Below are 21,869 nucleotides of genomic sequence, written 5' to 3'. Positions count from 1 at the left end.
GTGCCCCGACCGGGGCCCGGGACTACGCCGTCAGTCGCTCCAGCTCCGCCTCACGCTCGGCGACCTGGGCCAGCAGCTGCTCGGCGATCTCGTCGAGGAGCGCGTCCGGGTCGTCGGGAGCGAGCCGCAGCATCCCGCCGATCGCGCTCTCCTCCAGCTCCTTGGCGAGGACGGAGAGCAGCTCCTTGCGCTGCGAGAGCCATTCGAGCCTGGCGTACAGCTCCTCGCTGCGGGTGAGCCGCAGTTCCTCGGGGACCGGGCCCGCCGCCCACTCCTCGGACAGCTCCCGCAGCAGTGCCTCGTCACCGCGGGCGTAAGCGGCGTTGACGCGGGTGATGAACTCCTCGCGGCGCTGCCGCTCACCCTCCTCCTGGGCCAGGTCCGGATGGGCCTTGCGGGCCAGCTCACGGTAGAGCTTGCGGGCCTCCTCGCCGGGGCGCACCCGCTGCGGCGGCCGCACCGACTGGTCGGTGAGCATGGCGGCGGCCTCGGGGTAGAGGCCTTCGCCGTCCATCCAGCCGTGGAACAGTTCCTCGACGCCCGGCATCGGCATCACCCGTGCCCGCGCCTCCTCGGCCTTGCGCCGGTCCTCCGCGTCGCCGGTACGGGCCGCGGTGGCCTCGGCGATGCAGGCGTCGAGCTCGTCGAGGCGGGCGTACATCGGGCCGAGCTTCTGGTGGTGCAGGCGGGAGAAGTTCTCGACCTCCACACGGAAGGTCTCCAGCGCGATCTCGTACTCGATCAGGGCCTGCTCGGCGGCGCGTACCGCCCGCTCAAGCCGCTCCTCGGGGCGTTCTTCAGGACGCTCCTCGGGACGCCCCTCGACAGGCTCACCAGGGCCCTCCCCGGAACCGTCCCCGGAACGATTCCCGGAGCTGTCTTCGGAACGCCCTTCCGAGTGCTCATCGGACCGTTGTGCGGCCCGCTCCTTGAGCCGGGCCTTCAGCTGGTCCTTGAGCCGCCCTCCGGCACCCGGCTGCTGCGCCCCTTCATGGGGGGTCTCAGGAGTCTCGGGTCGCGTCGGCTCGGCTTCCGGAATCGTCACCCGCCCAGCGTAGGCCACGAGGCCCCCCGCCCAGGAAGCCCGCACAACCGCCGCCCCAGGAACCCCGCACGGCCCCCGCTTCACACCCCCCTCAACAACTCACACCCCCGCCTCCGCCGCCACCCGCCCCTCCTTGACGGCACGCACCAGCAGCGCGTGGTCGGCCTCGGTGCGGTCCGCGTAGGCCGTGGCGAACCGCGCCATCGCCTCGTCCAGCTCCTCGTTCTTGCCGCAGTACCCCGCTATGAGGCGCGGGTCCGCGCTGTGGGCGTGGGCGCGGGCCAGCAGGGCGCCGGTCATGCGGCCGTAGTCGTCCAGCTGATCGTCGGCCAGCGCCGCCGGGTCCACGCTGCCCTTGCGGTTCCTGAACTGCCGTACCTGGAAAGGCCGTCCGTCCACCGTCGTCCACCCGAGCAGGAAGTCACTGACGACCTGCATCCGCCTCTGCCCGAGCACCACTCTGTGCCCTTCGTGCGCGACCTCCGGTGCCTTGAAGCCCGCCACCGGCAGGTGCGGCAGCAGGGCGGAGGGCCGGGCCTCCTTGACCTGGAGCACGAGTGGCTCGCCGCGGTGGTCCAGCAGCAGCACCACGTACGACCGCAGGCCCACGCTGCCCGTGCCGACGACGCGGAACGCCACGTCCTGGATCGCGTACCGCGCGAGCAGCGGCAGGCAGTCCTCGGTGAGCGTGCCCAGATACTCCTCCAGCGCGCCTGCCACCGAGGCCGCCTCCGCGTCCGGCACGCGTCGCAGCACGGGCGGGGCGTCGACGAACCGCCGCCCGCCGCCACCCCGGCCACCCCGGCCGCCCCGGCCGCCCCCTCCGGCCTCGTCGACCTCGTCGGGCTCGACGTGCTCGGTGGCCTTCGCCGCGAAGCGGGCGCTCGTGTTCTTCCGCGCCTTTTCGGAGACCCGCTCCAAGGTGCCGAGCAGGTCACGAGCGTCCGCGTGGGAGACCAACTCCTCGTCCGCGATGGCGTTCCACGCCTCCAGGGCCGGGAGCTTCGCGAGCAGCCGCATGGTGCGGCGGTAGGACCCGACCGTGTCCCGCGCGGCCTGCCGGCAGTCTCCTTCGCCGACGCCCGCTTCGCGCCCCGCGAGCACCAGGGACGTGACAAGGCGCTTGAGGTCCCACTCCCAGGGGCCGTGCACCGTCTCGTCGAAGTCGTTCAGGTCGATGACGAGACCGCCGCGCGCGTCCGCGTACAGCCCGAAGTTCGCCGCGTGCGCGTCTCCGCATATCTGGGTGCCCACGCCGGTCAGCGGGGTGCGCGCCAAGTCGTACGCCATGAGTCCCGCGGAGCCCCGCAGGAAGGCGAAGGGGGAGGCGGCCATCCTGCCGACCCTGATCGGCGCGAGCTCGGGGAGGCGGCTGCGGTTGGACTCCTTGACGGCGGCCACGGGGTCGGGGCGCCCGGCGTCCACCACGAACTCCGCGTGCGCGGTGCGCGGCACCTCCTGCCGCAGCGCCTTGCCCTCCTTCTTCGGCGAGCCCTGCGCGGTCCGCGCGGCGAACCCCGCCACCCGCGGCACCCGCTCCCCGGTCCGCCCCGGCCCGTCCTGCGCCGCCCGCTCCGTCTGTCGCCCTCGCTGCCCGGGAATCTTCCCGCCGAGCTCCGCCACGCCCATCGCCCCCCACCCGTATCCGAGCCGGTCACCGGCCCGGCCCCGCATCCGACTTCGACGGTACCGCCGCACGCCGAACCCCGTCAGAGCCTGTGGATAACCCCGGCGAAGCAGTCCTCCGGGACCGTCGCCACGGGGCTCCGTACGCCTTCCTCACAGAAGCAGGGCCCCGACAGTGAGATAGCTCACCGTCGGGGCCCTGACCCTGGGATCCGCGGCCCGGAGCGGACTCCGGACCCGGGACGCGAAAAACGGGCCTCACCAGGACTTTCGTCTCTGGTGAAGACCCGTTCATCGGTTCTTCATGGTGCGCGAGGGGGGAGTTGAACCCCCACGCCCTTGCGGGCACTGGAACCTGAATCCAGCGCGTCTGCCTATTCCGCCACCCGCGCATGGGTGTGTGTCTTTGGGTCTCTCACTGTGTGGTGCGAGCGCCTGCCGACATCCAGAAGATTAGCACGCTGCAGAGGGTGGATTCACATCCGTTTGGTCGGGCATCTGGCCAGAGGACCCGGTGCCTGCCCAGGCCCCGGGCCCCGCACCACCCCACACCACCCCGCCCGACCCGACCCGATCCCGTCACCCCGGGCCACCCCGACCCACCCGACTCCCGAGCGACTCCCGGCCCGACCCCGAACCGACCACGTTCCGTCCACGACCCGCCTGGACCCGCCTCCATCCGCCCCGACCCGGTCGGGCTCGGCGAGGTCCACAGCCAGGTGCGGGACACTGGCTTTGGGCCCCCTCTACGATCCCTTGTAAACGGAGGCCCGAGCAGACGTCCCGAGCAACTGCCCGTACGGGGTTCCGGGGCGATGGATCAGGGCCGGGTCAGGGGTCCTGGCAGGATCCTCTGGACCCTGGTGCGGGCATGTCTTGTGAGAGGCGACACTCGTCGACTGGGCGAACAGGGGGAACCAGCCGATTTCCCGGCGCGTGGATACGATCAGTAAGCAGTACCAGGATGACTACGACGGAGGAGGTGCCCCATGGGAGTCCTGAAGAAGTTCGAGCAGCGTCTCGAAGGTCTGGTCAACGGCACCTTCGCCAAGGTTTTCAAGTCCGAGGTCCAGCCCGTCGAGATCGCAGGCGCCCTCCAGCGCGAGTGCGACAACAACGCGACGATCTGGAACCGCGAGCGGACCGTCGTCCCGAATGACTTCATCGTGGAGCTCAGCGCCCCCGACTTCGATCGGCTGAGTCCGTACTCGGGCCAGCTGGGCGACGAGCTCTCCGGCATGGTCCGTGACTACGCGAAGCAGCAGCGCTACAGCTTCATGGGCCCCATCAAGGTCCACCTCGAGAAGGCCGAGGACCTCGACACCGGCCTGTACCGCGTGCGCAGCCGCACGCTCGCCTCCAGCACCTCCCAGGCACCCGAGCGCGGCCCGGCGGGCCCCGCGGGCGCCGCTCCGGCCGCTCCCGGCCGCGGCGCGGGCGGCGCCGCCGGCGGCTACGGCTACCCGCAGCCCCCCTCCGGGTCTCCCGGAGGCGCACCTCCCATGCCCGCCGCGCCGCCGCCCGGCGCGGGCCGTCCCGGCGGGCCCTCCCCGGCAGCGAGCAGGCCGGCGGGCCCGGGGGCCGGACCACTTCCGGGTGCCCAGGTGCGGCGCTGGATCGAGATCAACGGCAATCGCCATCAGATCTCCCGCCCGACGCTGGTGCTGGGTCGCAGCACCGACGCCGATGTGCGGATCGACGACCCCGGTGTATCCCGCCGGCACTGTGAGATCCGGACCGGAACGCCCTCGACGATCCAGGATCTCGGGTCTACCAACGGCATCGTGGTAGACGGGCAGCACACCACCCGCGCTACGCTCCGCGACGGCTCGCGGATCGTCGTGGGTCAAACCACCATCGTTTACCGGCAAGCCGAAGGGTGAAGCGGGGGCAATGTCAGAGCTGACCCTGACGGTCATGCGGCTAGGTTTTCTGGCCGTTCTGTGGCTGTTCGTGATCGTGGCCGTCCAGGTCATCCGCAGCGACCTGTTCGGAACGCGCGTCACACAGCGCGGTTCGCGCCGAGAGCGGCCGCAACAGGCCGCCCGGCAGCAGCAGGCCGCACCGCCGCAGCAGCGGCAGCAGCAGAGCGGCGGCGGCCGACAGCGCCGCGGCGCCCCCAGCAAGCTGGTCGTCTCCGAGGGCATCCTCGCCGGGACGACCGTCGCGCTGCAGGGCCAGACCATCACGCTGGGCCGTGCGCACGATTCGACGATCGTGCTGGACGACGACTACGCCTCCAGCAGGCATGCCAGGATCTACCCGGACCGTGACGGCCAGTGGATCGTCGAGGATCTCGGGTCCACCAACGGCACGTATCTCGACCGGACCCGACTCACCACCCCGACGCCCGTTCCGCTGGGCGCGCCGATCCGCATCGGCAAGACCGTCATCGAGCTGCGGAAGTAGTACTACGTCATGACAGAGCGCGAGCGGAGCGAGCGAGCCGAAACGGCTGTCCGGCCACTGGACGCCGGCGCGCTCCCGACCGGAGGGTGGGCACCGTGCGGATGTACCCGGAGCCGACGGGCGAGGTGCGCATGAGTCTGTCTTTGCGCTTCGCCGCCGGATCGCACAAAGGCATGATCCGGGAGGGGAACGAGGACTCCGGTTACGCCGGCCCGCGTCTCCTCGCCATCGCCGACGGCATGGGGGGCCAGGCCGCGGGTGAGGTGGCGAGCTCCGAGGTCATCTCGACGCTCGTCACGCTCGACGACGACGTCCCCGGCTCGGACATCCTCACGTCACTGGGCACCGCAGTGCAGCGGGCCAACGACCAGCTGCGCCTGATGGTCGAGGAGGACCCCCAGCTCGAGGGCATGGGGACGACCCTGACCGCCCTGCTGTGGACGGGCCAGCGCCTCGGTCTCGTGCACGTCGGCGACTCGCGCGCGTACCTCCTGCGGGACGGCGTCCTCACGCAGATCACGCAGGACCACACCTGGGTGCAGCGCCTCGTCGACGAGGGCCGCATCACCGAGGAAGAGGCCACCACCCACCCGCAGCGCTCCCTCCTGATGCGCGCGCTGGGCAGCGGCGACCACGTCGAGCCGGATCTGTCGATCCGCGAAGTGCGCGCCGGCGACCGGTACTTGATCTGCTCCGACGGGCTCTCCGGCGTCGTCTCGCACCAGACGATGGAAGAGACCCTCGCCAGCTACCAGGGCCCGCAGGAGACCGTGCAGGAGCTGATCCAGCTCGCGCTGCGCGGCGGCGGCCCCGACAACATCACCGTGATCGTCGCCGATGTCCTGGACATCGACGGCGGCGACACCCTCGCCGGTCAGCTCTCCGACACCCCCGTGGTGGTCGGCGCGGTCGCCGAGAACCAGCTCCAGGCGCAGGACGACGGCGCCATGCAGACGCCCGCGGGCCGCGCGTCGGGCCTCGGCCGTCCGGTGCCGCCGCAGTCCCCCCAGGGGCAGGCCGGCGGCTTCGGCCCGCCCGGCAGCGGTGACACCACGGGGTACGTCCCCGAGGGCGGCTTCGGGGCCTATGACGACGATGACTTCGTCAAGGCCGGCGGCGGCCGCAAGTGGGTCAAGAGATCCCTCTACGGGGCGCTCGCGCTCGCCGTCATCGCCGGCGGCCTCTACGGCGGGTACCGCTGGACGCAGACCCAGTACTACGTGGGTACGAACGACAGCCACGTCGCTCTGTACCGCGGCATCGACCAGGACCTGGCGTGGGTCAGCCTGTCGAAGGTCGAGAAGGACCACCCCGAGATCGAACTCAAGTACCTGCCGCCGTACCAGCGCAAGCAGGTCGAGGCCACCATTCCCGAGGGCAACCGCGACGAGGCCGCCGGCAAGATCGAGGAGCTGGGGCTGCAGGCCTCCGCGTGCAAGAAGGAAGCCGAGCGTCGCAAGGTCGAGCGCGAGAACAACGCGAAGACCGGCGAGGGTGAAGCGGGCGGCAGCACCGGCCTGCGCAAGGTGACGCCGGACCCGACCACCTCGCCGAACGACAAGAACGACGCGAACGACAAGCGCGACAAGAACGACAAGAACAAGTCCGAGACCGCACCGACTCCCACACCAGGCCCCAGCCTCTCCGAGGATGAGCAGAAGCTGGTCCCGCTGTGCGGTAAGCAGTAAGCAGCCGTTGGGGGCCCTTGCACGCCATGAGCAGTACTACACACACGTCGACGATCGGCGCGATCGGAGCGCCGAGCCGGCGCAACACCGAGCTCGCGCTGCTCGCGTTCGCAGTCGTCATCCCGCTCTTCGCCTACATGAACGTGGGCCTGGCGCTCGACGGCAAGGTGCCGTCCGGCATGCTCGGTTACGGGGCAGGCCTCGGGCTGCTCGCGGCCGTCGGCCACCTGGTCGTACGGAAGTTCGCGGCATACGCGGACCCCCTGCTGCTGCCGCTGGCCACCCTGCTGAACGGTCTGGGTCTGGTGGTGATCTGGCGGCTTGACCAGTCCGAGCGGCTCCAGCAGCTGCCGAACTTCAGCGTCGCGGCGCCGAACCAGCTCATGTACTCCGCGATCGGCATCGCCCTGTTCGTCGGTGTACTGCTGCTGCTCAAGGACCACCGCGTCCTGCAGCGCTACACGTACATCTCCATGGTCGGCTCCCTGATCCTGCTGCTCCTGCCGCTCGTGCCGGGCCTCGGCATGAACGTGTTCGGCGCGAAGATCTGGATCCACATCGGCGGTTTCTCGATCCAGCCCGGTGAGTTCGCGAAGATCGTCATCGCGATCTTCTTCGCCGGCTATCTGATGGTGAAGCGCGACGCCCTGGCCCTGGCCAGCCGCCGCTTCATGGGGCTCTACCTGCCGCGCGGCCGTGACCTCGGGCCGATCGTCGTCGTGTGGGCGATGTCGATCCTGATCCTCGTCTTCGAGACCGACCTCGGTACGTCGCTGCTGTTCTTCGGCATGTTCGTCGTGATGCTGTACGTCGCCACGGAGCGCACCAGCTGGATCGTCTTCGGTCTCCTGATGTCCGCCGTCGGCGCCGTCGGTGTGGCCTCCTTCGAGCCGCACGTCGAGCAGCGCGTCCAGGCCTGGCTCGACCCCATGCGTGAGTACGCGCTCAGCCAGAAGGGCATTGCCGGCCACTCCGAGCAGGCCATGCAGGCCCTGTGGGCCTTCGGCTCGGGCGGCACCCTCGGCACCGGGCTCGGCCAGGGCCACTCGGACCTGATCAAGTTCGCCGCCAACTCCGACTTCATCCTCGCCACCTTCGGCGAGGAGCTCGGGCTCGCCGGCATCATGGCGATCCTGCTCATCTACGGCCTGATCGTCGAGCGCGGCGTCCGTACGGCGCTCGCCGCCCGCGACCCGTTCGGCAAGCTCCTCGCGATCGGCCTCTCCGGAGCCTTCGCCATCCAGGTCTTCGTCGTCGCCGGCGGTGTCATGGGCCTGATCCCGCTGACCGGTATGACCATGCCCTTCCTGGCGTACGGAGGTTCCTCCGTCATCGCCAACTGGGCCCTGATCGGCATCCTGATCCGGATCAGCGACACCGCGCGCCGACCTGCCCCGTCCCCCGCCCCGAACCCCGACGCCGAGATGACCCAGGTGGTCCGACCGTGAACAAGCCCCTGCGCCGGATCGCGATCTTCTGCGGGCTGCTCATCCTCGCCCTGCTCGCCCGGGACAACTGGCTCCAGTACGTCCAGGCCGACACCCTCGCGAAGCACGAGAAGAACCGCCGCGTCACCATCGAGCGCTACTCCCAGCCACGCGGCGACATCATCGTCGACGGCAAGCCCATCACCGGCTCGAAGGCCACTCCGGGCAACGACCTGAAGTACAAGCGCACCTGGAAGGACGGGCCCATGTGGGCGCCCGTCACCGGTTACTCCTCGCAGCGCATGGGCGCCACCCAGCTGGAGAACATCGAGGACGGCATCCTCACCGGCAACGACGACCGGCTCTTCTTCCGCCGCACCCTGGACATGCTGACCGGCGAGAAGAAGGAGGGCGGCAATGTCGTCACGACCCTCAACTCCGCCGCGCAGAAGGCCGCGTACGAAGGCCTGAAGGGCCGCGGCAAGGGTGCCGTCGCCGCCATCGATCCGTCCACCGGCGCCATCCTCGCTCTCGCCTCCACCCCGTCGTACGACCCCGGTGACTTCGCCGGCAACACGAACGAGGAAGCCGAGAAGTACCTCAAACTGGACAAGGACAAGGACAAGCCGATGGTCAACCGCGCCCTGCGCGAGACCTACCCCCCCGGCTCCACCTTCAAGGTGGTCACGGCGGCGGCCGCCCTTGAGCACGGCCTGTACGACGGCATCGACAGCAAGACGGACTCGCCGGACCCCTGGACGATGCCGAACACGACGCAGCCGCTGCCGAACGAGGGGAACATCCCCTGCAAGAACGCCACGCTGCGTGAGGCGCTGCGCTGGTCCTGCAACACCGTCTTCGGCAAGATCGGCTCCGATCTCGGCAAGGACAAGATGCTGGAGACGGCGAAGAAGTTCGGCTTCAACGAGCAGCAGTTCGTGCCGGTCCGCTCCAACGCGTCCAACTTCCCCGAGGACATGGACAAGCCGCAGACCGCGCTCTCCTCCATCGGCCAGTTCGAGACGGCCGCGACGCCGCTGCAGATGGCCATGGTCGCCTCCGCGGTCGCCAACGACGGCACGCTCATGGAGCCGTACATGGTCAGCGAGCTGCAGGCCCGCAACCTCGACGTGGTCGAGAAGCACTCGCCGAAGGAGATGAGCCGGCCGCTCTCCAAGGAGAACGCCCAGAAGCTCCAGGAAATGATGGAGACGGTCGTCAAGACGGGCACCGGAACCAACGCCCAGATCCCCGGCGTCACCGTCGGCGGCAAGACGGGTACGGCGCAGCACGGCGTGGCGAACAGCAAGAACCCCTACGCCTGGTTCATCTCGTACGCGAAGACGAGCTCCGGTTCGCCGGTGGCCGTCGCGGTGGTCGTCGAGGACTCCAAGGCGAGCCGCCAGGACATCTCCGGTGGCGGTCTCGCGGCCCCCATCGCCAAGAACGTGATGAAGGCAGTCATCGACAGCAAGAAGTGACCCCCATCACGCCCCCTTTCCATCGGTGCACGTTGCGGTACCGGTCCGGTATCGGGTGACGGTCGCGGCCGGGTCACGCAAGACGAGCCGGGTACGGTATGCCCGGACAGCACACCGCCGGACCACACAACGGTGCGGTCGGGACCGACGGAGAGGGCTGGATTAGCTATGGAAGAGCCGCGTCGCCTCGGCGGCCGGTATGAGCTGGGCCAGGTGCTCGGCCGCGGTGGGATGGCGGAGGTCTACCTCGCGCACGACACCCGCCTCGGCCGCACCGTGGCGGTGAAGACGCTGCGGGTGGACCTCGCCCGCGACCCGTCGTTCCAGGCCCGGTTCCGCCGTGAGGCCCAGTCTGCCGCTTCGCTCAACCACCCGGCGATCGTCGCGGTCTACGACACCGGCGAGGACTACGTCGACGGCGTCTCCATCCCGTACATCGTGATGGAGTACGTCGACGGTTCCACGCTGCGCGAGCTGCTCCACTCCGGCCGCAAGCTGCTGCCAGAGCGGGCCATGGAGATGACGATCGGCATCCTCCAGGCCCTGGAGTACTCGCACCGCAACGGCATCGTCCACCGCGACATCAAGCCCGCGAACGTCATGCTGACGCGCAACGGCCAGGTCAAGGTCATGGACTTCGGCATCGCCCGCGCCATGGGTGAATCCGGCATGACCATGACGCAGACCGCAGCGGTCATCGGCACGGCGCAGTACCTCTCGCCGGAGCAGGCCAAGGGCGAGCAGGTCGACGCGCGCTCCGACCTGTACTCCACCGGCTGCCTCCTCTACGAGCTGCTCACGGTCCGGCCGCCCTTCGTGGGCGACTCCCCGGTCGCGGTGGCCTACCAGCACGTACGTGAGGAGCCCCAGGCCCCGAGCGTCTTCGACGGAGAGATCACTCCGGAGATGGACGCCATCGTCCTGAAGGCCCTCACCAAGGATCCGGACTACCGCTACCAGTCGGCCGACGAGATGCGCGCCGACATCGAGGCCTGCCTCGACGGGCAGCCCGTCGCCGCCACCGCCGCCATGGGCGCGGTGGGTTACGGCGGCCACCCGGACGACCAGCAGACCGCGATGCTGCGCCCGCAGAACGGCCAGGGCCAGACGTCGATGCTGCCGCCGGTCAACCCGGACGACGGGGGCTACGGCTACGACGAGGGCCGCGGCCGCCGCCAGAAGAAGAGCAACATGTCGACGTGGCTGCTCGTGCTCGCCGGGATCCTGGTCCTGGTGGGCGCGATCCTCATCGGCAAGTGGGCGTTCACCGGGAACGGCGACGACGCCACCAAGGCGCCGAACTTCGTGGGCGAGTCCTACAAGGAGGCCCAGGAGTCGGCGGAGAACGTCGGCCTCAAGCTGGAGATCGGCGCGCGCAAGCCGTGCGAGAAGTACCCCAAGGGTGAGATCTGCGATCAGGACCCGGGGGCGGACACGGAGGTCAAGAAGGGCGACACCATCACGGTGACGGTCTCGACCGGCGCGCGCAAGGTCGCGGTGCCGAGCGTCATCTCGACGGACGTCGACGACGCGACGAAGAAGCTGGAGAGCGACAAGTACCAGCTCAAGGTCACCACCAAGTCCCGTGAGTCCACCGAGGAGCCGGGCACGGTCCTGGAGCAGGACCCGACCTCGGGTACCGAGGTCCAGAAGGGCAGCAAGATCACGCTGGTCGTGGCCAAGGAGAAGAAGCAGGTCACCGTCCCCAATGTGACCGGCCTCGACTACTCGGCCGCCGAGAAGCAGCTCAAGGACAACGGTTTCTCGGTCACCCGTGAGGACGTCGCGAGCGACGAGGTGGACGAGGGCAAGGTCATCAAGACCACGCCGTCGGCCGGCACGCCCGCCGACCCCGGCTCCACGGTCACCGTCCAGGTCGCCAAGGAGGCGGAGGAGTCCACGGTCCCGCCGTTGACCGGCCAGAAGCTGAAGGACGCCCGCAAGGCCATCGAGGACGCGGGCCTGACGGTCGGCACCATCACCGGCCCGCAGGACGACGACGCCCTGGTGGTCCTCTCCCAGCCCAACGTCGGCCAGAAGGTCGAGCCCGGCTCGGCGGTCAACCTGACCACCGCGGGCGGCAACGGCAACGGCGGTAATGGCGGCAACGACATCGGTGGCATCGGCGGCGGGGACGACGGCGGCGGAGACGGCTTCGTCGGCGGCCTGTCCCACCGCGGCAGGCACGACGGCGGCTCCGACTGGCCGGGCTTCGACTGACCTGGTCCCGACCGTGTGAACGAGCCCCGGTATCGCTGAGCGGTGCCGGGGCTCTTTCATGGCCTCGTCCACGAACTCCGGGTCTCTTCCCTGGTGTCGGAAAAGCGCCCCCCAGGGGAAACCCCCTCCCCGTTTGTCACCGCCATGCCATACGCTGCGCCACAGCAGCCGCGCCCCACGCGTCACCGTGCTTCAGCGGTCACGTCCGGGTGTCGCGCGGCGCTCTCATCTCCCGGTCATCCACCGGGATTCTTCGTGGGGGTACAACACTGTGCGTACGCGCACCATTTCGACCGCGACGGCTCTCGCGGTCCTTTTCGGTTCGGCGGCCCTGAGTGCCGTCTCCGCCGGGTCCGCGGCGGCCGCCACCGCTGTCGTCGCGTCGCCGGGGGGCATGGTCGCGGACGGCGGGCTCAAGCGGGTCTTCGTCGGTGACCACCAGGCCGGGAAGGTGCTGGCCGCCGACTACTCCGGCGCCGTCGTCGACTCGGTGGGCGGAGTCAAGGGAGTCTCCGGGCTCGCCCTCTCCGAGGACGGCTCCACCCTGTACGCCGCCGCCGAAGGCAGCAACGAGATCGTGGCCATCGACGAGGCCACCCTGGACGTCAAGGCCCGTTATCCCGTCGCCACCGACACGGGCCCGCGCCACATCGCCTTCGCCGCCGGCAAGGTCTGGTTCACGTACGGCGACCAGTGGGACGGCGACCTCGGCTCCGTCGATCCGGCCGCCGCTCCGGCCGAAGCGGTGAAGCTCGGGCTGTTCCCGCAGGCGCACCCCGGAATCCACGGCCCGGCCCTTCTCGACACCGACCCGTCCGCGCCCGGCCTGCTGGCCGTCGGCCAGACCGGACTGTCCTCGGACTCCATGGCTGTCGTCGACGTCTCCGGCAGCGGCGCGCCCCAGCTGACGGCCTACTACCAGGGCGACTACACCCTGAACGACGGCATCGGGGACATCGACCTGGTGCCCGGCGCCCCCCAGGTCCTGGTCAACGGCGCCCAGCGGGACGCCTACGCCGACGGGAAGTTCACGGCCGCGGGCGCCTACCCCGCCGGCCAGCGGGCCGACATCGCCCCGGACGGGCTCGTCGCCCAGGTCAACGGCGCCAAGGTCTCGGTCTACCGGCCGGGCACGGCCCGGCCGGTCCGTACGTACTCCAACGGCACGGCCGCCACGGCGGCCCTGCGGTGGGCGCCGGACTCCTCGCGGGTCTTCGCGCTCGTCGAAACGGGCGGCGGCTATGGCCTCAAGGTGCTCAGCGACCCGACGCTGAACGCCCCCACCCTGACGGTGAAGGCGCCCTCGACCGCCCCGCGCGGCAAGAAGCTCACCGTGACGGGGAAGATCACGGCCACCGTGCCGCTGCCGGCCGGCACCGAGCTCCAGGCCACCCGCACCGACCTGGAGAGCCCCGACGGCAAGGCCCTGCCCGCCGTCACCGTCAAGGCGGACGGCACCTTCAGCTTCACCGACACCCCGCCGGCCGGCGGCTCCGTCACCTACCGGGTCACCTACGCGGGCGACGCCGAGCACGCCAAGGTCACCGCGTCCGACAAGGTCGACGTCTCCCGCACCCAGCCGACGCTGACGGTGAACAAGAACGGCAACGTCTACGGCTACGGCGCCGACGTCTCCTTCACCGCGCACCTCGGCCCGACGTACAAGAACCGCACCGTCGAGATCTGGGCGAACCCCTACGGCGACGACAAGCCCAACAAGCTGGTGAAGACCGCGAAGGTCAACTCCAGCGGCAACCTCTCCGCCACGGTCGACATGAAGCGCGACACCGTCGTCACCGCCGTCTACAAGGGCGACGCACGCACCGCGCCCAAGACGGCGAAGTCCACGGCGTACGCCAGGGTCAAGATCTCCACCTCCGTGACCAAGCACTACAAGAAGGCGAAGATCGGCTCGACGACCTACTACTGGTTCCACAAGAGGACGGATCCGCTCCTCACCACCACCATGAGCTACTACCAGGGCCGCAAGCAGCGCTTCGACCTGCAGGTCCGCGCGGGCGGTGCGTGGCACTCCGCCGACTCGGAGTACTTCCCGATCGGCACGAGCGGCCAGTCGATCATCACGCTGAAGGGCCCGGGGCAGTCCGGCATCAAGGCACGGATGCGCTCCACCTACGTCAACGGCTCGTCCGGCGACTCCGTGAACTCGACGACCCACGGCGCCTGGAAGTACCTGTACTGGTCCAACTAGTGAGGGGGCCCGCCCGGATCCGGGCGGGCCTACTTCAGCTCCGCCGGCGGCGTGCGCTTGGCGTCGACCTTCTCGGTCCGCTCCAACTCGCCCCACACCACGTACCGGTAGCGTGAGGTGTAGACCGGCGTGCAGGTGGTGAGGGTGATGTAGCGGCCCGGCTTCTTCACGCCCGATTCCTTCGGGACGGGGTCGAGGACCTTCACGTCGAACTTCGAGGTCTCCGGGAGCGTCGCGTAGACCTTGTACACGTACCACTTGTCCCGGGACTCGAAGACGATCGCGTCGCCCTTCTTGATCTTGTCGATCTTGTGGAACTTCGCGCCGTGGCCGTCGCGGTGCGCGGCCAGCGTGAAGTTGCCCTTCTTGTCCTCGGGGAGGGCCGACTTGATGGGGTCCTTGTAGTAGCCGGCGACGCCGTCGTTGAGGACCTTGCTGCTGGTGCCCGCCTTGACCAGCACCTCGCCGTTGCCCATCGCGGGTACGTGCAGGAAGCCGATGCCGTCCTTGGTGTCGATCTTGCCGGGCCCGGAGGCCCAGTAGTCGCGCACCCGGTCGCCCTGCTTGTGCGCCTCGCGGTCCGCTATGACGTTCGTCCACCACAGCGAGTAGACGACGAAGAGGCCGAGCACCAGGCCCGCGGTGATGAGGAGTTCGCCGAAGACGCTGACCGCGGTGGCGATCGGTCCGCGGCCCCGGCGCCGTGGCGCGGGAGCCGGTGCGGGCGCCTCGGCCTGCTTCTCGTCGTCGGTCGTGGCTGCCACTCGATCTGCCCCGTTCTCACCGTTCTAGTTCACGAGCGCGCTGGGTTTGCCCTTGTCGCGCGGTCGTTCCTCGACCATCTTGCCCCAGACGATCATTCGATACTTGCTCGTGAATTCCGGGGTACAGGTGGTCAGTGTGATGTACCGGCCGGGTTTGGTGAACCCCGAACCCGGCGGAACGGGCCCGATCACGCTCGTGTTGCCGGGGGAGGTCTGCGGCAGGATGCTCGCCATCTTGTAGACGAAGTACGTGTCCTGCGTCTCCACCACGATCGGGTCGCCCGGCTTCAGGTGGTTGATGTAGCGGAACGGTTCGCCGTGGGTGTTGCGGTGGCCCGCGACCGCGAAGTTGCCCTTCGCCGCGTCCGGCATCGGCGTCTTGGTGGCGCCCTCGTTGTAGTGGCCGACCATGCCGCGGTCGAGGACCTTGTGCTTGTCGATGCCCTCGGCGACCGGCACGACGACGTCCAGACGCGGGATGTGCAGCAGCGCGAAGCCCTGGCCCGCCTCGAAGGTGCCGGGCTTGCCCTTGCCCTTGGCCCAGCTCTCCTGGAGGTCGCGGGCCGCGCCGTCCGCCTGCTGGTGGGCGCGGATGTTCGTCCACCACAGCTGGTACGTGACGAAGAGGAGCATCAGGACGCCGACCGTGATGAAGACTTCGCCGAGGCCCCGGCTGATCACGGTCCCCGGCGACGGCCTGCGGGCGCGCTCCGCCCGGCGGGCCTCCAGACGGGAGAGCGGGGCGCCGCCCGGTCCGGTCCGGGGGGCGTCGGTACGTCCTGCGGTCGAGCGGGTGCCGCCCTTCTTGGTGGCCTTGCGGCGGGCGGCCCGGCCACCCGTGACGGGAGGGTCGGTCGTGGTTTCCGGCCCGGCTATTCGACGGGTGTCCGCCGTCCGCAGTCCCACTGTCTCGTCGTCGTGCTCGGGCCCCGCCGGCTCGGGGGCATACGCGCCGTACAGCTGCTCGTACGTGGGTTCTGGCTGAGGCTCGGGGTCCGTCGGAGGCTGAACTCCGTACCAGTCGCGGGCGTACCCCTCGGGGTCGTACCACTCCTGCTCCGACGGGTCGGCTGCCTGCGGCTGCTGCTCCGGCTGCGGCTGTGGCTGCTGCTCCGGCTCAGGGGCCGGGCCGCTGCGGAACCACGGCGAGGGGTGCTGCCCGGGCAGCGGATCCGTCAGCGGATCTTCCAGATGATCGACCGCCGCCTCGAACGCACCTCCGTCCCCGTACGCGCCGTTCGCGTCATACGGGGCTCCGGAGGAGTCGCGCTCGGGGCGCAGGTCGGTCACGCCGTGGCCCGGCCCACCACCGGGGCCAGCCCGCTCGATCGGCCGACGGCCCCGGTGTCGCCGCACTCCACCAGCCAGTTGGCGAGCATCAGGTGACCGTGCTCGGTCAGCACCGACTCGGGGTGGAACTGCACGCCCTCGACCGGCAGTTCGCGGTGGCGCAGGCCCATGATGATGCCGTCCTCCGTGCGCGCGGTGACTTCCAGCTCGGCCGGGACGGCGGCCGGCTCGGCGGCCAGCGAGTGGTAGCGGGTCGCGGTGAACGGCGACGGCAGGCCCGCGAAGACACCCTTGCCCTCGTGCCGTACGAGCGAGGTCTTGCCGTGCAGCAGCTCCGGGGCGCGGTCCACCACGCCGCCGTACGCCACCGCCATGGACTGCATGCCGAGGCAGACGCCGAAGACGGGCACGCCGGTGGCGGCGCAGTGCCGCACCATCTCGACGCAGACGCCCGCCTCTTCCGGTGTGCCGGGGCCCGGTGAGAGCAGGACGCCGTCGAAGCCGTCCTGCGCGTGCTTCAGCTCGACCTCGTCGTTGCGCAGGACCTCGCACTCGGCGCCCAGCTGGTACAGGTACTGGACGAGGTTGAAGACGAAGCTGTCGTAGTTGTCGACGACCAGGACACGGGTGCGGCCGCGGGCGCCGCCGGGGGTGCTCACTGGCCGTCCACGGTGACGTCGTTGAAGGGCAGCAGCGGCTCGGCCCACGGGAAGACGTACTGGAACAGCACATAGACCACCGCGAGGACGAGCAGCAGCGAAATCAGCGCCCGTACCCATGCGTTTCCCGGCAGATGCCGCCAGATCCAGCCGTACATGCCGTCCCTTCCGTCGCGTACGGCATGGCCTCCCTCGCCGTACGGCACCAGACTAACGGCGCAGTGCCTCCGGTTTCCCTGCCTCCACCGGCTGGGTGGCGTCCAGATGCGCCCAGGCGATCAGCCGGTGGCTGTGCCCCCACTCCGGTTCGCAGGTCGTGAGGGTGAGGTAGCGCCCCGGGCCGTCGTAGCCGGACTTGCGCGGCACGGGGTCGATGACGCCGACGTCGCCGGGGAGCGTCCGGTAGGGCCTCTTGTCGATGCGGTACGTGAACCAGGTCGTGCCGTCGGTCAGGACGACGAGGTCGCCGGGGCGCAGCTCGGGGAAGTCCTTGAAGGGGTCTCCGTAGGTGCGGCGGTGGCCGGCCACGGAGAAGTTGCCCTTCTGTCCGAGCCGGGCGGTGGAGGCGTAGTGACCGAGCCCCTTCTTGAGGACGTCGGTGCCGGTGCCCTGGAGCACGGGCTTGTTCCACGTGAAACCGAACCGCGGGATGTACATGACGGCGAAGGCCTTGCCGTCCTTGTACGGCTCCGGTTCCCCGGGCGCCGGCGCCGTGTCGGCCGGTTCGTCGTCCGTCCCGGTGGAGTCCGTCCCGGTGGAGACCGCGCCCCGCGCCCACTGGTCCCGCAGGTCGTCGATCTGGCTGTCCATGGCGTGGTCGGCCTTCACGCCGGTCCAGAACAGGACGTACACGACGAAGAGCACGATCAGGGCGCCGACGGTGATGCACAGTTCGCTGAACGTCCTGACCAGCACGCGCACGGACACGGGCTCTCCCAGGGGCGGCTACTCCACGGGCTTCGCGTAGTGGAGATCCACTGTGCCCGAGTAGCCGGGAAGAGTCACCGCTCCGTCGTCGTCCACTTTCCAGCCGAGCCCGTACGCGTTGACGTACAGCATGTAGTTCTGGATCTCCGGGGAGGCCGCGAGGGCGCTCTTGAGCTTGTCGGGGTCGCCGACGGCGGTCACCTTGTACGGCGGGGAGTAGACGCGGCCCTGGAGGATCAGGGTGTTGCCGACGCAGCGCACGGCGCTGGTGGAGATCAGGCGCTGGTCCATGACCTTGATGCCCTTGGCACCGCCCAGCCACAGGGCGTTGACCACGGCTTGCAGGTCCTGCTGGTGGATGACCAGGTCATTGGGTTGCGGCTCGGGGTAGCCGGGGAGTTTGGCGGTGGCGTTCGGCGGGGCGTCGGCGAGGGTGACCGAGACGGCGGAGCCCTTGAGCTTCTTGGTGCCCGCGTTCTCCTCGAGCGCGTCGAGCCGTGCGTCGTCCGCCTTGGTGCTGCCGCTGTCCCGCTGGGCGAGCGACTCGACGTCGTCGCGCAGGGTGCCGTTGGACTCGTCGAGCTCGCCGTTCTTGTGGCTGCGCTCTTGAATGAGGTCGGAGAGTTTCAGCAGGGAGGCGTCCGTGCGGATGTTGGTGCCCTTGGCCGTGTTGAAACTGGTGAAGAAGATCAGGCCGGCGAGCGCGAAAACAGCGCCCGTAAGCACCCGAACCGGACGCCATCGGGGGCGACGACCGGCACCTTTGTGGGGGTCGGCAGAATTGCTCAACGTACCCTTATCTCCTTCAGCGCCGCGGAAGCACTACGCTAACGGACGCCCGGGGGAGGCTTCAGCTCCGTGTAGTGCCACGCCCGGCGCGCCAGACCACAGTTACCTGCGCGGCCACGCAGCGCATCGACAGGAGAGACCCTCGTGCCGAAGTCACGTATCCGCAAGAAGGCCGACGACTACACGCCGCCGCCCGCCAAGAAGGCGACGAACATCAAGCTGACGAACCGCAGCTGGGTGGCTCCGGTGATGCTGGCGCTCTTCCTCATCGGCCTCGCCTGGATCGTCGTCTTCTACGTCACGGACGGCAAGCTCCCGATCGATCCGCTGGGCAACTGGAACATCGTGGTCGGCTTCGGCTTCATCGCCGCGGGCTTCGGCGTCTCCACGCAGTGGAAGTAGCGCCCCGCACGCAAGCCTTGCCCTGAGTTATCCACAGCGCTATCCCCACCTGGGGATAAGACTGAAGATCTGTGGATAACCCTCGGCCTGTTGACGCCGGTGTGACCGGTCCACCGGATGCCTGTTCGCCGTGTGCCCCTTGTCCTGGCTGGGGAAACCCAGGTCAGCGACAAGGGGCACGGTTGTTCCCACACCATGCACAAGATCCGGCACACGCTGTGGACAACGTGGTACGTCGGGTGAGTACGCGGAGCGTCTGAGGGCGCGGAGCCTCAGGTGAGCTGGCCGGTCCGCACGAGAACCATGATCGCCGTCACGACCAGTACCAGCGCGACGCTGCCGTACTGGATCAGATCGCGCCGCTCGCGGGGCGCGTGGACCATCGCGTACCCCACGATGGCGCCGCCGACGAGTCCGCCGACGTGGGCCTGCCAGGCGATGTTGGGCCACCAGAAGGTGATGACCATGTTGATCGCCAGCAGCGCGATGATCGGCCGCATGTCGTAGTTGAGCCGCCTCATCAGGATGGCGGTCGCCCCGAACAGCCCGAAGATCGCGCCGGAAGCCCCGAGCGAGGGCCGGTTCGGCTCCTCCAGGAGGTACGTCAGGGCGCTGCCCGCGATACCCGACGCCGCGTAGAGCGCGATGTAGCGGACGCGGCCGAGGGCGGCTTCGAGCGGGCCGCCCACCCACCACAGGCTCAGCATGTTGAAGGCGATGTGCATATAGCTGCTGTGCAGGAACATCGCCGTCACCAGGCGGTACCACTCCCCCTCGGCGACCCCCACGACCGAGCCGAACTCCGGCACGAAGGCGCGCCCCAGCAGGTCGAAGCGGTCGGTGAAGCGGTCCCCGACCACCTCCTGCACGAGGAACAGGGCGAGGTTGAGCCCCACGAAGATCTTGGTGACCAGCAGCGGGTCGGCGGTCACGGCGCCGCCCGCGACCGTACGCGGCTGGTTGGCACGGGGCGCGTGCCCGGTGCCCGAGCCGCCGCGCACGCAGTCGGGGCACTGGAACCCCACCGACGCGCTGATCATGCACTCGGGGCAGATGGGACGCTTGCAGCGGGTGCAGGTGATGCCGGTCTCCCGGTCCGGATGCCGGTGGCAGCGGGGCAGACCCGACGCCCCCTGCGGCTCCTGCGGGCTGCCTGGCGCCTGCTCCATGGAGGTCCCCTCAATTCTCGTACGAAGGCACTGTGACGGCACACGTGGGCAACGCGCCGCCCCGCCCTTCCTTACGGATGGGCGGGGCGGTTCGGTTCCCTCGCGTAGGACGCGCGGTACGCGTGGATCAGGCGTCGCGGGTCTCGATGACCACGGACTCGATGACCACGTCGTTGACCGGACGGTCGGTGCGCGGGTTGGTCTGGGTGGCCGCGATGGCGTCCACGACCTTCCGGCTGGCGTCGTTGGTGACCTCACCGAAGATCGTGTGCTTGCGCGTCAGCCACGCGGTCGGCGACACGGTCACGAAGAACTGCGAGCCGTTGGTGCCCGGGCCGGCGTTGGCCATGGCCAGCAGGTACGGCTTGTCGAAGGCGAGGTCCGGGTGGAACTCGTCCTCGAACTCGTAGCCCGGGCCACCGGTGCCGTTGCCCAGCGGGTCGCCGCCCTGGATCATGAAGCCGCTGATCACACGGTGGAAGACCGTGCCGTCGTACAGACGGTCCTTGGTCTTCTTGCCGGTTTGCGGGTGGGTCCACTCGCGCTCGCCCTGGGCGAGCTCCACAAAGTTCTTGACCGTCTTCGGCGCGTGATTCGGCAGCAGCCGCACCTCGATGTCGCCGTGGTTGGTCTTCAGGGTGGCGTAAAGCTGCTCAGCCACGATCTGCCTTCCGTTGTCTTCTGTGACACCCCGATCCTCGCACGGACCGGATTGGGACGAGTAGCCACCGAGTGGGCGCGCGCCGAAGCGATCCGTGGCATTGTCGGCCAAGAGCTCCACTTGCACCGATTCGATCGAATTGAACGGACGAATTGAACGGACCGGGGGACCGGCCCGTGTAGATCGGTCCGTGCCGAGCAACCGGTATGGACCGGCAGTTGTGGCCGGCGTCAGTTCCTGTGACCCGGATGCCCGCCCTCGCATGCCTTTCGGAGCGATCCGGAAGGCATGATCCCTGAAAGGGTGGAAAGGTGACATACCTATACGCCACCGAGGAGGAGGATCCCGTGACCCGCATCGACAGCGTGCGCGCCGCGACCGGCTCGGCCAAGGACAGCGTGCGTCACGCCGCGGACGCGGTGGCGCCCTACGCCGACACGGCCAAGGACCGGGCCACTCACTACGCGCACGAAGCGCGCGTACGGCTCGCACCCAAGATGTCGCAGGCCGCTGAGCAGGCCCGTGTCCAGTACGGCGCCCACGTCGCCCCCCGCGTCGAGCAGGCCCGCACCCACGTGCCGCCCAAGGTCGACCACGCCGCGCAGGAAGCCGCCGCGCGCACCCGGAAGGCGGCCCGGCAGGCCGCCGAGTACTCCAAGCCCCGTATCGAGCAGGCGGTCGCCGCCGCGCAGCCCGTCCGGGAAGAGGCCGCGTCCCGGGGCACGGCGGCCCTCGCCGCGCTGCGCGGTCAGGTCACGGCGAAGGAGATCCAGCGACTGACCCGCAAGCATGAGCGCCGGGCCAGGATGGGACGCCTCGCCAAGGGTCTGGCCGTGCTCGGCATCCTCACGGGCGGCGCCGTCGCCGCCTGGAAGTGGTGGGACAAGCAGGCCAACCCCGACTGGCTGGTCGAGCCGCCCGCGGCCACCGAGGTCCCGGACAGCACGCCGCTGACCTCCGTCGACGGCAGCGGTCAGGCCGCCCTCGACCCCGAGGTGCAGGCCAAGCAGGCCGAGGCGGAGTCCGAGGGCAAGGACCGGGACAAGCGCGGCTGACCCGGGCGCGGAGCGAACGACACCGTGGGCGGGGGACCGGATGCC

The 21,869-nt window shown here is 69.6% G+C and carries 19 protein-coding genes and 1 tRNA gene; 9 read left to right on the top strand and 11 right to left on the bottom strand.

Annotated features, from left to right (window positions below):
* Positions 1 to 22: 22 nt before the first annotated feature.
* The 3 genes from ACZ7DY_RS23550 to ACZ7DY_RS23540 form a co-directional block, all read right to left on the bottom strand.
* Positions 23 to 1,045: a hypothetical protein gene (locus tag ACZ7DY_RS23550; RefSeq protein WP_471138105.1), complete on the bottom strand. Its 1,023-nt coding sequence runs from the start codon at positions 1,043 to 1,045 to the stop codon at positions 23 to 25.
* Between the two features lie 99 nt (positions 1,046 to 1,144).
* Positions 1,145 to 2,674: a DUF2252 domain-containing protein gene (locus tag ACZ7DY_RS23545; protein ID WP_471138104.1), complete on the bottom strand. Its 1,530-nt coding sequence runs from the start codon at positions 2,672 to 2,674 to the stop codon at positions 1,145 to 1,147.
* Positions 2,675 to 2,976: 302 nt separating this feature from the next.
* Positions 2,977 to 3,063: transfer RNA gene (locus tag ACZ7DY_RS23540), tRNA-Leu, on the bottom strand.
* A 597-nt stretch (positions 3,064 to 3,660) separates the two neighbouring features.
* Between ACZ7DY_RS23540 and ACZ7DY_RS23535 the strand changes: the two genes are divergently transcribed.
* The 7 genes from ACZ7DY_RS23535 to ACZ7DY_RS23505 all read left to right on the top strand — a co-directional run bounded on the left by ACZ7DY_RS23535 (position 3,661) and on the right by ACZ7DY_RS23505 (position 14,108).
* Complete coding sequence (locus ACZ7DY_RS23535) at positions 3,661 to 4,554, top strand: FhaA domain-containing protein (RefSeq protein ID WP_471138102.1); 894 nt, start codon at positions 3,661 to 3,663, stop codon at positions 4,552 to 4,554.
* Positions 4,555 to 4,564: 10 nt separating this feature from the next.
* Positions 4,565 to 5,080 carry an FHA domain-containing protein FhaB/FipA gene (locus tag ACZ7DY_RS23530; RefSeq protein ID WP_362988186.1) on the top strand — a complete coding sequence of 172 codons (516 nt, stop codon included), beginning with the start codon at positions 4,565 to 4,567 and terminating at the stop codon, positions 5,078 to 5,080.
* A 131-nt stretch (positions 5,081 to 5,211) separates the two neighbouring features.
* A complete protein-coding gene (locus tag ACZ7DY_RS23525) occupies positions 5,212 to 6,768 on the top strand; it encodes a Stp1/IreP family PP2C-type Ser/Thr phosphatase (protein WP_471138101.1) in 1,557 nt (518 codons plus the stop codon).
* A 26-nt stretch (positions 6,769 to 6,794) separates the two neighbouring features.
* Positions 6,795 to 8,216 carry an FtsW/RodA/SpoVE family cell cycle protein gene (locus ACZ7DY_RS23520; protein ID WP_471138099.1) on the top strand — a complete coding sequence of 474 codons (1,422 nt, stop codon included), beginning with the start codon at positions 6,795 to 6,797 and terminating at the stop codon, positions 8,214 to 8,216.
* Positions 8,213 to 9,676 carry a peptidoglycan D,D-transpeptidase FtsI family protein gene (locus tag ACZ7DY_RS23515; RefSeq protein ID WP_471138097.1) on the top strand — a complete coding sequence of 488 codons (1,464 nt, stop codon included), beginning with the start codon at positions 8,213 to 8,215 and terminating at the stop codon, positions 9,674 to 9,676. Before ACZ7DY_RS23520 ends, ACZ7DY_RS23515 begins: the two co-directional genes overlap by 4 nt.
* 168 nt (positions 9,677 to 9,844) lie before the next feature.
* Positions 9,845 to 11,896 (top strand): Stk1 family PASTA domain-containing Ser/Thr kinase, encoded by a 2,052-nt coding sequence (pknB, locus tag ACZ7DY_RS23510; RefSeq protein ID WP_471138095.1) that lies wholly within the window; start codon positions 9,845 to 9,847, stop codon positions 11,894 to 11,896.
* A 271-nt stretch (positions 11,897 to 12,167) separates the two neighbouring features.
* Positions 12,168 to 14,108 carry a YncE family protein gene (locus tag ACZ7DY_RS23505; RefSeq protein WP_471138094.1) on the top strand — a complete coding sequence of 647 codons (1,941 nt, stop codon included), beginning with the start codon at positions 12,168 to 12,170 and terminating at the stop codon, positions 14,106 to 14,108.
* A gap of 29 nt (positions 14,109 to 14,137) precedes the next feature.
* Here the strand turns inward: ACZ7DY_RS23505 and ACZ7DY_RS23500 are convergent, their stop codons facing one another.
* The 6 genes from ACZ7DY_RS23500 to ACZ7DY_RS23475 are packed head-to-tail and all read right to left on the bottom strand — an operon-like array spanning position 14,138 to position 18,537.
* A complete protein-coding gene (locus ACZ7DY_RS23500; protein ID WP_471138093.1) occupies positions 14,138 to 14,872 on the bottom strand; it encodes a class E sortase in 735 nt (244 codons plus the stop codon).
* 24 nt (positions 14,873 to 14,896) lie between these two features.
* Positions 14,897 to 16,162 (bottom strand): class E sortase, encoded by a 1,266-nt coding sequence (locus ACZ7DY_RS23495; RefSeq protein WP_471138091.1) that lies wholly within the window; start codon positions 16,160 to 16,162, stop codon positions 14,897 to 14,899.
* Positions 16,159 to 16,821: an aminodeoxychorismate/anthranilate synthase component II gene (locus tag ACZ7DY_RS23490; protein WP_471138089.1), complete on the bottom strand. Its 663-nt coding sequence runs from the start codon at positions 16,819 to 16,821 to the stop codon at positions 16,159 to 16,161. The genes ACZ7DY_RS23495 and ACZ7DY_RS23490 overlap by 4 nt, the downstream gene beginning before the upstream one ends.
* Complete coding sequence (locus ACZ7DY_RS23485) at positions 16,818 to 16,979, bottom strand: hypothetical protein (protein WP_107102043.1); 162 nt, start codon at positions 16,977 to 16,979, stop codon at positions 16,818 to 16,820. Before ACZ7DY_RS23485 ends, ACZ7DY_RS23490 begins: the two co-directional genes overlap by 4 nt.
* A gap of 52 nt (positions 16,980 to 17,031) precedes the next feature.
* On the bottom strand, positions 17,032 to 17,742 hold the full coding sequence (locus tag ACZ7DY_RS23480) for a class E sortase (protein ID WP_471138697.1): 711 nt from the start codon (positions 17,740 to 17,742) through the stop codon (positions 17,032 to 17,034).
* Positions 17,743 to 17,766: 24 nt separating this feature from the next.
* Complete coding sequence (locus tag ACZ7DY_RS23475; protein WP_471138087.1) at positions 17,767 to 18,537, bottom strand: DUF881 domain-containing protein; 771 nt, start codon at positions 18,535 to 18,537, stop codon at positions 17,767 to 17,769.
* Positions 18,538 to 18,681: 144 nt separating this feature from the next.
* On the opposite strand from ACZ7DY_RS23475, the gene crgA reads away from it, so the two are divergent.
* On the top strand, positions 18,682 to 18,939 hold the full coding sequence (gene crgA, locus ACZ7DY_RS23470) for a cell division protein CrgA (RefSeq protein ID WP_150169972.1): 258 nt from the start codon (positions 18,682 to 18,684) through the stop codon (positions 18,937 to 18,939).
* A gap of 272 nt (positions 18,940 to 19,211) precedes the next feature.
* Here crgA and ACZ7DY_RS23465 read toward each other — a convergent pair whose 3' ends face one another.
* Positions 19,212 to 20,108: a rhomboid family intramembrane serine protease gene (locus ACZ7DY_RS23465; RefSeq protein WP_471138085.1), complete on the bottom strand. Its 897-nt coding sequence runs from the start codon at positions 20,106 to 20,108 to the stop codon at positions 19,212 to 19,214.
* A 127-nt stretch (positions 20,109 to 20,235) separates the two neighbouring features.
* Positions 20,236 to 20,769, bottom strand: coding sequence for a peptidylprolyl isomerase (locus ACZ7DY_RS23460; RefSeq protein ID WP_471138083.1), 534 nt, complete (start codon positions 20,767 to 20,769; stop codon positions 20,236 to 20,238).
* A gap of 347 nt (positions 20,770 to 21,116) precedes the next feature.
* On the opposite strand from ACZ7DY_RS23460, the gene ACZ7DY_RS23455 reads away from it, so the two are divergent.
* Entirely contained in the window at positions 21,117 to 21,824 is a 708-nt protein-coding gene (locus ACZ7DY_RS23455) for a DUF5324 family protein (protein ID WP_471138696.1), read from the top strand.
* Positions 21,825 to 21,869 lie beyond the last annotated feature (45 nt).

This window comes from Streptomyces sp. NPDC037013 (assembly GCF_055607265.1).
The sequence above is the reverse complement of the archived record's forward strand: the minus strand, read 5'-3'. Positions and strand labels throughout refer to the sequence as shown.